This window comes from Bordetella trematum (assembly GCF_900078335.1).
GTDB lineage: Bacteria > Pseudomonadota > Gammaproteobacteria > Burkholderiales > Burkholderiaceae_B > Bordetella > Bordetella trematum.
Map to the genome: position 1 here is coordinate 142515 of NZ_FKBR01000011.1, position 11217 is coordinate 153731.

Below are 11217 nucleotides of genomic sequence, written 5' to 3' on the forward strand. Positions count from 1 at the left end.
GTATCTATGAAGAGACTGCTGGGCGTATTGATGGGGGCCTGCCTGGGCCTGACGGCACAGGCGGCCGAACGCGTGGTGACACTGGGTGGCAGCGTCACCGAGATCGTCTATGCCCTCGGCCAGCAGGACAAGCTGGTGGGCAACGATCAGTCCAGCATCTATCCTGAAGCGGCCACCCGCCTGCCCCGGGTAGGCTATTACCGCAACCTGCCCCTGGAGGGCGTGCTGGCCCTGCGCCCGGATCTGGTGCTGGCCTCCGAGCAGGCCGGCCCGCCCGACACACTGGAGCGGCTGGCCGCCGCCGGCGTCAAGGTGCTGCGCGTCTCGGACGCGCCATCGCTGCAATCGCTGGAAACCCGCATCGGCCAGATCGCCGAGGCATTGCAGGTGCCCCAGGAAGGCGAGCGGCTGCTGACGCAGGTCCGCGAGGATCTGCAGCAGGTCCGGGCGCTGCCGGACGCCGGCGCCAGCGCCGCCCTGCTCATGAACCGCAGCGGCACGCCCCTGGCCGCCGGCGGCGACACCGCAGCCAGCCTCGTGATGGCGCTGGCAGGCCTGCAGAACGTGCTGCAGGCGCAGCAGGGCTACAAGCCCGTGTCGGCCGAAGGCATCGGCGCGCTGGCGCCGCAAGTGCTCATCATCACCCGTTCCTCGGCCGAGGCCTCGGGCGGCGTGCAGGCGCTTGCCCGCAGCCCCGGGCTGGCCCAGACGCCAGCCGCGCAACGCAACTGCATCGTGGTCATGGATGACCTGTTGGCCCTGGGCACCGGCCCGCGCCTGCCGCAGGCCGTACGCCTCCTGAAACAGACCCCCTGCATCCAGCATGCCCGCCCTGACTGACCCGGCGCGACGCGCGCATTGGGTATTGGCCGGCCTGGCGCTGGCGCTCATCACCGTGCTGCTGCTGGCTACCGCTAGCGGCGCCGTCCCGATTCCCCTGGCAGCGCTGCCGCGCCTGCTGGCCGGCGCAGTCCAGGGCCAGGACGCCTTGTGGCACAACATCATCTGGGACATCCGCCTGCCGCGCGTGCTGTTCGCGCTGATGACCGGCGCGGCCCTGGCGCTGTGCGGCGCCGTGATGCAGGCGCTGTTTCGCAACCCGCTGGCCGAACCCGGGCTGGTGGGCATTTCCCTGGGCGGCGCCCTCGGCGCGGTGGCCGCCATCGTACTGGGCGCGGGCGGCTTCGCGCTGACCGCTGGCGCAGCCTTTGTCGGCAGCCTGCTGGCCACTGCCTGCGCCTATGTGCTGGGCCAGCGCGCGCCGGGGGTGGCCGGGCTGCTGCTGGCCGGCATCGCCATCAACGCCATCTGCGGCGCCTTCATCGGCCTGTTCACCTTCATGGCCAACGACGCCCAGCTGCGCGACCTGACCTTCTGGAACATGGGCAGCCTGGGCGCGGCGCGCTGGTCGCTGCTGGGTTTCCTGGCTCCCTGGACGCTGTTCTGGTGCCTCTGGCTGATGCGCCAGTGGCGTGCGCTCAATGCGCTGCTGCTGGGCGAGCGCGAGGCCCAGCACCTGGGCTTCGCCCTCGCTCGGCTGCGCCGGCGCCTGATCGTGGTGACCGCGCTGGTGGTCGGCCCGCTGGTGGCAGCCACCGGCGGCATCGGCTTCGTCGGCCTGGTCATCCCGCATCTGGTGCGCATGGTGCTGGGCGCCGACCATCGCTGGCTGCTGCCGGCGAGCATGCTGGCCGGCGCGCTTGCCCTGGCCCTGGCCGACTGGCTGGCGCGGCTGGTGGTGGCGCCCGCCGAACTGCCCATCGGCCTGGTCACAGCGCTGGTGGGCGGCCCCTTCTTTCTATGGCTGCTGGCTCGCGGACGCCGAATCGGATGACCCTGCACGCACAAGACCTCACCCTGGCCCGGGGCGGCCAACGCATCCTCACACAGGTATCCCTGACGCTGCAGCCCGGCGCCATGGTGGGCCTGCTGGGCGCCAACGGGGCCGGCAAATCCACCTTGCTGGCCGCGCTCAGCGGCGAGCTCAAGCCCGACTCGGGCAGCGTGCTCCTCAACGGCCGGCCGCTTGCCCAATTGAGCGCTGCGCAACAGGCGCGCCAACGCGCCGTGCTGCCGCAAAAGCCATCGCTCTCCTTCGATCTGGGCGTGCGCGAGGTAGTCGCCATGGGCGCCTATCCCTTCCCCGAGCTAAGCCCCGCGCAGCTCGACCAGCTCTGCGCACAAACGCTGCAACAGGCCGGCGTGAGCCATCTGGCGCAACGGCGCTACCTCGAACTGTCCGGTGGCGAACAGCAGCGCGTGCAGTTCGCCCGGGTGCTGGCGCAATGCCAGGCCGCGCCTGGCGGCCAGCCCCGCTACCTGATGCTCGACGAACCCATCTCCAATCTCGACCCCCGCCACCAGATCGATCTGTTGCGCACGGCGCGCGATCTGGCGCACCAGCAGGGCGCGGGGGTAATGGTCATCGCACATGACGTCAATCTGGCCGCGCACTGGTGCGATCGCCTCATGTTGCTGGCCGATGGCGCGGCGGTAGCCGAAGGCACGCCGGCCGAAGTCCTGACGCCGGCCAATCTGCGCCATGTCTATGGCGTTTCCGCCGACGTGATCCCGCATCCGCTGGACGCCGGCGCGCTGCTGGTGCTCATGCGCTGACGCACAGTCTGCGCGCCCGCAACCCCGACAGAATGCGCTGCGGCCGCCCCGCTCAAGCCGGGGCGAGCCGCCTTCCGCCGATCCTCTGAGACGCAACGAAGTCTCCAGCGCTATCGAGCGACGAATCCGAGAAACCGGACACCCCATCGATCTGGTCTGCTTTGCTCCCCTGGTCTGGGACGCAAGGCCGTCGTGGTTTTTATCTTCTCAGGCTACGTCGTCGTTCATCACTCGCGCCCCCAACCATGCCGATCGCAGACCGCAGCCGAGCCTGAACGGCTCCCCCTCCTTCTCTCAACCTGACTGAGGCAAGCATGACCCTGGGGTCGCGTTTGCTTTTTTATTCCCTATTTCCGGAGAAGACGCATGCCGCTTGCGCCCGCATTCCCACTCAAGCCACTGGTCTGGCTGATGCTATCCCTGCCCCTGGCCGCGACTGCCCAAGAAAGGGTCACGACTGCCGAAACCGAAGAAAAGACACTGAACAGCACCAACGAGAAAATCGAGAGTGGCGACCACACCTACCAGACCCTGACACTCAAGAACGGCACCCTGAATATCCTCGGCGGCGCCAAGGTGCGCAGCATCGGCGCCTTCAAGATCACGGACAGCAGCCACGGCGCCAGCACCCTTAGCCTGAGCGGCGCGGGCAGCAAGCTGGCCGTCGAAGGCGAGACCACCGTGGCCGGCAGCGCCGACGCAGGCGCCAGGCCCGCCGCCCTGCTGGTCCAGAATGGGGCGACACTCGACCTCTCCCATAAAACCGCGTCGTTCAGCAACAGCGCGCTCACGGTCGATGGCAAGGACAGCGAGCTGCTATTTTCCACCGCCGGAATCAAACTGAATGCGAGCACCCTCAAGGTGTCGAACGAGGGGGTGGTGACCCATGCGGGCGAGGCCGTCGACAGCCAGGGCGTGATCACGCTCGAGGGCACCGGCCTGAACCAGATCCTCGTCGAGCGCGGCGGCAGCCTGTACGCCACCAAGCTCACGGGCGGCGACAACACCAAGGCCCGGATCGTCCTCAAACAAGGAGCGACGCTGACGGTCGGCCAGGACAAGAACCCCGAAGACGAGTCGGTGTCGCTCAAGGACCTGGATCTTCACATTTCCGGGGCAGATTCAAAACTGGTCAGCCTGCGCCTGAAGGCCAGCGGCAAGGCCATGATCGTCCTTGAAGATGGCGGCACGCTGCAGCTGAACAAGACGCTCACGCTCAGCGGCGAGAACGCCACGCTCGTCATCGGTGGCCGGCAGGCCGCCGCCGCCCCCGGCATCCTCATCACCGACGAAGAGGGCAGCCACACCGGCAACGATGGCATCAAGTTCGAGCACGATGGCGGCAAGCAGAAACTGATCTTCAATCACCTGGATACATCGGGCCAGTATCGCTTCACGGCCAAGATCGACGGCAAGGCCGCCATCGAGCAAAAGGCCGGCTACACCGTGCTTGCCGGACAGACCCTCACCGGCGCAACCACGGTCACGGGCGGCACGCTGGCGCTGGAGCAGACCACGCTCACTGGCGATCTGTCGGTCGGCCAGGGCGGCACTCTGCTGTCCGGCAGCGGGAAGCTGGGCAACACCACCATCAACAAGGGCGGCAGCCTCGTCGTCGGCGCCACGCCGGCCGACGTCAACGGCACCTTCACGCTCGCCCCCGGCGCCTTGCTGGCCGTGACGCTCGATGGCCGGCAAACGCCGCAGCTCAAGGCCAGCGGCGCCGCAAAGATCAACGATGCCACACTGAGCGTGACCGCCAGGGGCGATTTCGAGCTCGGCCAACCGTATACCGTGCTGGAGAGCCCGACCCTGACTGGCACCTTCAAATCGGTACAGACCCATAGCGCGGGCGCCTTCCTCGCCAGCACCGTCGGCTACACCAGCAAAACCGCCACCGTCACGCTGCACAAGAAAGCCAGTTTCGATGCTGTGGCCTCGACCGGCAACGCACGATCAGCGGGGCGCGGTCTCGAATCGCTGAACCAGAATGACCCGCTTTACCGCCATGTGCTGACGCTTGCCGAAGGGCCCGCGCCGCAAGTTCTGCAACAACTCTCCGGCGACTCGCTCACCTCGGTCGCCTCGGCCCTGCAGGGTATGGCTGCCGCTTCGCCGCAGTCCGCCTTGCCCATGAAGTTCCTGCGCGCCAACCTGAACGCCGGCCTGCTGCCCGGGGCTGCGCTGGCGCAATCGTCCGGCGGCCTGCCGGCCTCGGCCCTGCCATCGTCTGCCGCGCTGCCCATGTGGGCCGAGGTAACCGGCATCTGGCAGCGCGAAAATGCCCGGCAAGGCAACCCCGAGGTCCGCGCCAACACCGGCGGCGTGTTCATCGGCACCGACCGCGCCATCTCGCCCCAGTGGCGCCTGGGTGCGGCAGTGGGCCTGACCCACACCGGGGTCCAGGTCAGTTCGCGCAGTGCCAAAGCCGCCATCGACAACTACAGCGCCTCGCTCTACGGCGCCCGTCACTGGGACACGGGGCGCGGCCAGCTGAATCTCATCCTGGGCACGGCCTATACCTGGCACGACATCAACACCCGACGCGACATGGCGCGGGCCGGCCTGCCGGCCACGCTCAGGGCCCACCACGGCGCCAGCACCTGGCAGCTTTTCACCGAGCTGAGCCACTTCATGCCGCTGTCGCCGCGCGCCAGCCTTGAACCCTATGCCGGCCTGTCATGGAGCAACCTGCGCACCCGGGCTTTCAACGAGACCGGCGGCATCGCCGCCCTGCAAGGACAAGCCCAGAGCCAGAGCAACCTCAGCACCACGCTGGGGCTGCGCGGCATCTGGAATACCGAGGTCGGCAGCAAAGCTGCCGCACTGCGTGCCAACGTAGGCTGGCGCCTGATGACCGGCGACCTGACTCCGCGCAACACGCTGGCCTTCAATGGCGGCCAGCCCTTCACGGTGGCCGGCAACGGGATCGCGCGCAATGCCGTGCTGGTGGAACTCGGTGGCGATCTGGCCCTCAACCGCCGCGCCACGCTGGGCCTGGACTATGGCGGCGAGTTCGGTGCCGGCTCGCAGCAACACCGCGCCACGTTACGAGCCCGCTGGGCCTTCTGAGGCGCGCGCTCAGCCGGCAGCGCGCAGGCAGGCGTCGGCGGCCTCGAGCTGGTGTTCGCTGAACACCGGCAAGCCGGCCTGGGCCAGACAGGCTGCCGTCACGCCCATGGCGGGCACCCGCCCCCCCTGGAAGCGGCCATCATAGATGTAACCGCTGCCGCACGAGGGGCTGCCCTCCTTGAGAACCGCCACGGCGATATCGTGGCGGCCCACCAGCGCAAGCGCCTGGCGGGCCCCCTCCAGAAAGGCCTCGCTGACGTCGCCGCCATCGCGCACGCGCACACGCGCCAGCTCCTGCCAGACCGCCTGGCCATCGGCGCCGGGCTCGATTTCGGCAGCCGGACGGGGAATGGGCAGGCCGCCCGCCACCTCGGGACAAAGCGCCACGATGCGACCTTCGTCGGCCCAGCGCTGCAGAATGGGATGCGAGCGCGCGGCATCGCGGCCGTCGTAGCGCACGGCCTGGCCCAGCAAACAGGCGCTGACAAGCACCCGCCTCATGATCCGGCCCTCATGGCCGGCGCGCATCGCGACCAACCCCGGGCGCGCCACGCGCGCTGCGGCAATGGGCGCGGGAAGGCATCGGCCCATTCGGGGCCGACGGGGCAGGCGAAGGAAATGCTGGCGGTGCTCACGGCTATCCTGACGTCATGGCGCGAAGCGCTATTTTCCCCGAAAAGCCCTGGGGCAGGCGCGGCGACGCGGCACCCATGACGGAATTCGAACGCAAGCGGCGGGATGCGCCGGCGCGCACGGCGGTCTAGACTGATGTCGAACCTCTGCCCTGTAGCCATGTCCGACGATCTCGCCCAACGCATCGACCAACGCCTGCGCGCCCATGACTGGGACGCCTTGCGCCACAGCCTGGAGCGGCATGGCCGGGCCGTGCTGCCCGCGCTTCTGCGTCCGGCCGAGTGCCATGCCCTGGCGCAGGCCTACGACGCTGCGCCCGGGCGCTACCGGCAGCGCATCGTGATGGCGCGCCACGGATTCGGCCAGGGGGAATACCAGTATTTCGCCTATCCCCTGCCGCCGGCCCTGGCACTCTGGCGGGCGGCGCTGTATCGCCGCCTGGCGCCGCTGGCGCGCGAGTGGGCCGCGCGCCTGGGTCAGGCTGCCGACTTTCCGCAGGAACATGCCGATTATCTGGCCCGCTGCCATGCCGCCGGACAGACCCGGCCGACTCCGCTCATCCTGCGCTATGGGCCCGGCGACTACAACTGCCTGCACCAGGACCTGTATGGCGAATGGGTTTTCCCCCTGCAATGCGCCGTGCTGCTGTCGCAGCCCGGCCTTGACTTCGAGGGCGGCGAGTTCGTCATGACCGAACAGCGCGCCGGCCATCCTGCGCAGGCCGACGTGGTGCCGCTCACCCAGGGCGACGCGCTGATCTTCGCGGTGCGCCACCGGCCGGCGGCCGCCGTGCGAGGCTGGCAGCGGCGCACGCTGCGCCATGGCGTCAGCACCGTGCGGCGCGGACAGCGCCATACGCTGGGCATCATTTTTCACGACGCATCCTGACATGCAGGCCGATCTGTTCGCCGACAGCGATACCCGCATCCCCCTGGGCCCGCAGGCCTGCGTCCTGCCGGGCCTGGCCCTGCCGCATGTCGACGCAATACTGGCTGCGCTGCAGGACATCGAAGCGCTGGCCCCGCCGCGCCACATGACCACGCCGGGCGGCTTCCGGATGTCGGCGGCCATCACCAATTGCGGCCGGCTGGGATGGACCACCGACCGCCGGGGCTACCGCTACCGCCCGGAAGATCCGCTGAGCGGCCAGCCCTGGCCAGGCATGCCGGCCCTGTTCATGCAGCTGGCTGCCGAAGCGGCCGCGCATGCCGGCTTTGCAGACTTCCAGCCCGACGCCTGTCTCATCAATCACTACGCGCCGGGCGCGGGCATGAGCCTGCATCAGGACAGCAACGAACGCGACTTCGACGCGCCCATCGTGTCGATCTCCCTGGGCCTGCCGGCGACCTTTCTGTTCGGCGGCCTGCAACGCAACGTCAGGCCCGGGCGCATCCTGCTGCAACATGGCGACGTCGCAGTCTGGGGCGGCGCCGACCGGCTGCGCTTTCACGGCGTGCTGCCACTGGCCGACGGCCTGCATCCGCGCCTGGGCCGCCAGCGCATCAACCTCACGCTGCGCCGGGCAGGCTGACATGCTGGGCCGGCAACGCCACCATCTCGACACGCCCCTGGGCGCGGTGCTGCTGGTCAGCGATGCGCAGCAACGGCTCCATGCGCTGGAGTTCCTGGATGCGCCGGCACGCCGACCGAGTCTGGCCGGCTGGCTGGCGCTGCCCGATGCCGCCGTCCCTGCCGCCCTGGCCCAGGCGCTGGCGGCCTACTTCGCCGGCCGGCTGGACGCCCTGCAAGCCCTGGTCCCGCATCTGGCCGGCAGCGACTGGCAGCAGACCGTCTGGCGGGCAGTCAGCCGCATCCCGCCCGGGCAGACGCGCAGCTACGGGGCGCTGGGTGCGCAACTGGGCCGCCACCCGCGCGCCGTGGGCAATGCCAATGCCGCCAACCCCATCGGCCTAGTCATCCCCTGCCACCGCCTGGTCGGTCATGATGGCGGGCTGGCCGGCTATGCCTGGGGCGTGGCGCGCAAGGCCTGGCTGCTGCGCCACGAAGGCGTGCCCGGAATTCAATCGCAAGCCGCGGAGTGCGCCGGGCCGACCGGCACCGTAAAGTGCAGCCATCCCGATCCCCATGCGAGTGCGCCATGACTGCCAATGCCACCGAAACCGATCCGCGCTGGGCCGCCGTGCTGGCCCGCGACGCCCGCGCCGATGGGCAGTTCGTCTATGCCGTGAAGACCACCGGCGTCTACAACCGCCCCAGCAGCGCCGCGCGGCTGCCGCGCCCGGAAAATGTCGAGTTCTTCGCCAGCGCCGAAGCCGCCGAGGCGGCCGGCTACCGTCCCAGCAGGGCTGCCGACCGGCTGCGCGTGGATCAGACCCGCGCCGACTGGGTCGCACAGGCTTGCCGCCGTATCGAGGCCGCCGAACAGCTACCGTCGCTCAACGCCTTGGCGCGCGAGCTGGGCGTCAGCCCCTATCACTTCCATCGCGTCTTCAAGGCTGCCACCGGGCTGACGCCGCGCGAGTACGCCCAGGCCCATCGCGCCCGGCGGGTGCGTCAGGAACTGTCCGATGGCACGTCGGTCACCGAGGCGCTCTACGCCGCCGGCTTTCAGTCCAACAGCCGCTTCTACGCCGCCGCCGACGGCATGCTTGGCATGACCCCGCGCGACTACCAGGCCGGCGGCGTGAATGCCGCCATCCATTTCGCCATCGGCCAATGCTCGCTGGGCGCCATCCTCACTGCGCAAAGCACGCGTGGCGTCTGCGCCATCCTGCTGGGCGATGATCCCGCCGCCTTGCTGCAAGAACTGCAGGATCGTTTCCCCAACGCCGAACTGATCGGGGCAGACGCCGGCTATGAGTCCGTGATGGCGGCCGTGGTGGGGCTGATCGAAGCGCCCGGCACACCGCTGGCGCTGCCGCTGGATGTGCGCGGCACCGCTTTCCAGCAACGAGTGTGGCAGGCTCTGCGGCAGATCAGGCCGGGCGAGACCGTCTCCTATTCGGAGCTGGCGCGACGCATCGGCATGCCACAGGCCGCGCGTGCAGTCGCCCAAGCCTGCGGCGCCAACCCGCTCGCCGTGGCGATCCCGTGTCATCGCGTGGTGCGCAACGACGGGGCGCTGTCCGGCTACCGCTGGGGCGTGGCGCGCAAGCGCGAGCTGCTGCGACGCGAACAGACCGGCGCGGCCTGATCCATGGACTCCCTGGAAACCGAACTGCTGCGGCAAGGCTGGGCGCTGCTGCCCCAGCCTCTGGATGACGCGGCGCGCGAGGCGATCAAGGCCGGCAGCCTGCCTGACTGGGCCGACGCCGTGCGCGAACGCCTGCAGGCCATCGCACAGCCCTGGGGCATAGGCCGGATGCAGGCGCGTCGGCCACGCCTGGCCTTGCAGGTACAAGACGCCGGCCAGGCACTGCCCCTGATGGCCAGCGAAACGCCTGACGGCTTCGCCTTGCATCTGGTGATGCTGCTCTCGGCGCCGGGCCGGGACTTCGACGGCGGCCACACCCTGGCCGTGCAACAGCGCCCGAGGCAGCAATCGCGCCCGATGGTCCTGCCGCTGACGCTGGGCAGCGTGGCCGTCTGCGCCAGCGCGCGCCACCCGCTGGCGGGCCGCCAGGGCGCTGTCACGTTGCGGTTGGGTGCAGGCACGGTGCTGCGCGGCCAACGGCTGGCCGCCACCTTGCACTGGCATGTCTGAGCCCGGACGCTACCGCCTGCTCGATGGCGAGGGCCGCCCTTATCGCAGCGACACGCCCGGCACCCTGGGCGGCCATCGCGCCGGCCGCCGCTATGGCCGGCTGGACTGCCCCGCCGCGCTGCGCGCGCTGGCGCGCGGCGGCTATCTCAGCCAACGGGTTTTCTTTGCCGATGCCGACACCGCGGTGCGCGCCGGCTACCGGCCTTGCGCCGTCTGCCTGCCGGCCGACTACGCGCTCTGGAAGGCCGCGCGCTGAGCGCGGCCGCCCGCCTTACCAGGCGTGCACCGCCTCATCGGGGAAGCGTTGCTCGCGCACCTCGCGCACATAAGCCTCGAAGGCTGCACGCACTCCGCCCGCCTCGGCCATGAAGTTCTTCACGAAACGAGGCGTCTTGCCCAGGCTGGCGCCCAGCATATCGTGCATGACCAGCACCTGACCGGCCGTGCCTGCACCGGCGCCGATGCCGATGGTGTGGCAGGACGGCATGGCCTGGGTAATGCGCGTCGACAGCGCGGCCGGCACCATTTCAAGCACCAGCAGGGTGGCGCCGGCCTCGGCCAGTTCGCAGGAATGCCGCATCAGCAGCTCAGCCGATGCCTCATCGCGGCCTTGCACCCGGTAGCCGCTCAGGGCTGCCACGGTCTGCGGCGTGAGGCCCAGGTGGGCGCACACCGGCACGCCGCGCTCGACCAGATAGCGCACCAGCGGCGCTGTCCAGCCGCCACCCTCGAGCTTGACCATCTGCGCGCCGGCCTGCATCAGCTGCGTGCAGCTGCGCATCGCTTCCTCGTGGCTGCCGTGATAGCTGCCAAAGGGCAGGTCGGCCAGCAACAAGGGCCCGCCGCCGGCTGCAGCCAGGCCGCGCGCCACGCTGGCGGTGTGATACGCCATTTCGTCGAGCGTGACCGGCACCGTGCTGTCGCGGCCCTGGGACACCATGCCCAGCGAGTCGCCCACCAGCACCATGTCCACGCCTGCCTGCGCGGCCAGGCCGGCGAAGGTGGCATCGTAGGCCGTGAGCATCACGATCTTTTCGCCCGCCTGGCGCATTTCCTGCAGGCGGCGTGGCGTGATTTTCCGAACCGGGCCCGCACCGCCGTAGGGCGCGGACGCAGCTTGTTGGGGCGACGTCATTGGGGTTTCCTCCTTGTGAAGATGGCAAGACTACACCAATGGCGCGGCGCCCCGCCCCTGTCAGGCGCAGGGGCGGGGCGCCGCGCCGCTTCAATCC

12 protein-coding genes are annotated in these 11217 nt (G+C 69.7%); 10 read left to right on the plus strand and 2 right to left on the minus strand.

Annotation, left to right across the window (positions count from 1 at the left end):
* Positions 1-6 precede the first annotated feature (6 nt).
* The 4 genes from A7V84_RS04820 (at position 7) to A7V84_RS04835 (ending at position 5688) form a co-directional block, all read left to right on the plus strand.
* On the plus strand, positions 7-840 hold the full coding sequence (locus tag A7V84_RS04820; protein WP_025515107.1) for a heme/hemin ABC transporter substrate-binding protein: 834 nt from the start codon (positions 7-9) through the stop codon (positions 838-840).
* The gene (locus A7V84_RS04825; RefSeq protein ID WP_033534367.1) at positions 824-1834 is read left to right on the plus strand and encodes a FecCD family ABC transporter permease; all 1011 of its coding nucleotides are present in this window, start codon (positions 824-826) and stop codon (positions 1832-1834) included. The genes A7V84_RS04820 and A7V84_RS04825 overlap by 17 nt, the downstream gene beginning before the upstream one ends.
* Positions 1831-2616 (plus strand): heme ABC transporter ATP-binding protein, encoded by a 786-nt coding sequence (locus tag A7V84_RS04830; protein WP_063491629.1) that lies wholly within the window; start codon positions 1831-1833, stop codon positions 2614-2616. The genes A7V84_RS04825 and A7V84_RS04830 overlap by 4 nt, the downstream gene beginning before the upstream one ends.
* A 366-nt stretch (positions 2617-2982) precedes the next feature.
* Positions 2983-5688, plus strand: a complete 2706-nt coding sequence (locus tag A7V84_RS04835; RefSeq protein WP_063491630.1) for an autotransporter family protein — start codon at positions 2983-2985, stop codon at positions 5686-5688.
* A gap of 9 nt (positions 5689-5697) precedes the next feature.
* On the opposite strand, the gene A7V84_RS04840 is transcribed toward A7V84_RS04835, so the two are convergent.
* Complete coding sequence (locus tag A7V84_RS04840) at positions 5698-6189, minus strand: 2-thiouracil desulfurase family protein (RefSeq protein ID WP_063491631.1); 492 nt, start codon at positions 6187-6189, stop codon at positions 5698-5700.
* A 291-nt stretch (positions 6190-6480) separates the two neighbouring features.
* Between A7V84_RS04840 and A7V84_RS04845 the strand changes: the two genes are divergently transcribed.
* From A7V84_RS04845 to A7V84_RS04870, 6 genes are read left to right on the plus strand one after another with little or no spacing between them, the layout of a single operon-like run.
* Positions 6481-7209 carry a 2OG-Fe(II) oxygenase gene (locus A7V84_RS04845; protein WP_063491632.1) on the plus strand — a complete coding sequence of 243 codons (729 nt, stop codon included), beginning with the start codon at positions 6481-6483 and terminating at the stop codon, positions 7207-7209.
* A gap of 1 nt (position 7210) precedes the next feature.
* Positions 7211-7852: a DNA oxidative demethylase AlkB gene (gene alkB, locus A7V84_RS04850; protein ID WP_025515101.1), complete on the plus strand. Its 642-nt coding sequence runs from the start codon at positions 7211-7213 to the stop codon at positions 7850-7852.
* Between the two features lies 1 nt (position 7853).
* Positions 7854-8423, plus strand: a complete 570-nt coding sequence (locus A7V84_RS04855) for a methylated-DNA--[protein]-cysteine S-methyltransferase (RefSeq protein ID WP_063491633.1) — start codon at positions 7854-7856, stop codon at positions 8421-8423.
* Positions 8420-9475, plus strand: coding sequence for a bifunctional DNA-binding transcriptional regulator/O6-methylguanine-DNA methyltransferase Ada (ada, locus tag A7V84_RS04860; protein WP_033534366.1), 1056 nt, complete (start codon positions 8420-8422; stop codon positions 9473-9475). Before A7V84_RS04855 ends, ada begins: the two co-directional genes overlap by 4 nt.
* Before the next feature lie 3 nt (positions 9476-9478).
* On the plus strand, positions 9479-9985 hold the full coding sequence (locus A7V84_RS04865) for a 2OG-Fe(II) oxygenase (RefSeq protein WP_025515098.1): 507 nt from the start codon (positions 9479-9481) through the stop codon (positions 9983-9985).
* Positions 9978-10241: an Ada metal-binding domain-containing protein gene (locus A7V84_RS04870; protein ID WP_025515097.1), complete on the plus strand. Its 264-nt coding sequence runs from the start codon at positions 9978-9980 to the stop codon at positions 10239-10241. Before A7V84_RS04865 ends, A7V84_RS04870 begins: the two co-directional genes overlap by 8 nt.
* Positions 10242-10256: 15 nt before the next feature.
* Here A7V84_RS04870 and panB read toward each other — a convergent pair whose 3' ends face one another.
* On the minus strand, positions 10257-11120 hold the full coding sequence (gene panB / locus A7V84_RS04875; protein ID WP_063491634.1) for a 3-methyl-2-oxobutanoate hydroxymethyltransferase: 864 nt from the start codon (positions 11118-11120) through the stop codon (positions 10257-10259).
* Between the last annotated feature and the right edge of the window lie 97 nt (positions 11121-11217).

Coding starts and splice junctions, on each gene's coding strand:
- A7V84_RS04825 (WP_033534367.1), top strand. CDS start 824: ATGCCCGCCCTGACTGACCCGGCGCGACGCGCGCATTGGGTATTGGCC.
- A7V84_RS04840 (WP_063491631.1), bottom strand. CDS start 6,189: ATGAGGCGGGTGCTTGTCAGCGCCTGTTTGCTGGGCCAGGCCGTGCGC.
- A7V84_RS04845 (WP_063491632.1), top strand. CDS start 6,481: ATGTCCGACGATCTCGCCCAACGCATCGACCAACGCCTGCGCGCCCAT.
- A7V84_RS04870 (WP_025515097.1), top strand. CDS start 9,978: ATGTCTGAGCCCGGACGCTACCGCCTGCTCGATGGCGAGGGCCGCCCT.
- ada (WP_033534366.1), top strand. CDS start 8,420: ATGACTGCCAATGCCACCGAAACCGATCCGCGCTGGGCCGCCGTGCTG.
- A7V84_RS04830 (WP_063491629.1), top strand. CDS start 1,831: ATGACCCTGCACGCACAAGACCTCACCCTGGCCCGGGGCGGCCAACGC.
- A7V84_RS04865 (WP_025515098.1), top strand. CDS start 9,479: ATGGACTCCCTGGAAACCGAACTGCTGCGGCAAGGCTGGGCGCTGCTG.
- A7V84_RS04855 (WP_063491633.1), top strand. CDS start 7,854: ATGCTGGGCCGGCAACGCCACCATCTCGACACGCCCCTGGGCGCGGTG.
- panB (WP_063491634.1), bottom strand. CDS start 11,120: ATGACGTCGCCCCAACAAGCTGCGTCCGCGCCCTACGGCGGTGCGGGC.
- A7V84_RS04835 (WP_063491630.1), top strand. CDS start 2,983: ATGCCGCTTGCGCCCGCATTCCCACTCAAGCCACTGGTCTGGCTGATG.
- A7V84_RS04820 (WP_025515107.1), top strand. CDS start 7: ATGAAGAGACTGCTGGGCGTATTGATGGGGGCCTGCCTGGGCCTGACG.
- alkB (WP_025515101.1), top strand. CDS start 7,211: ATGCAGGCCGATCTGTTCGCCGACAGCGATACCCGCATCCCCCTGGGC.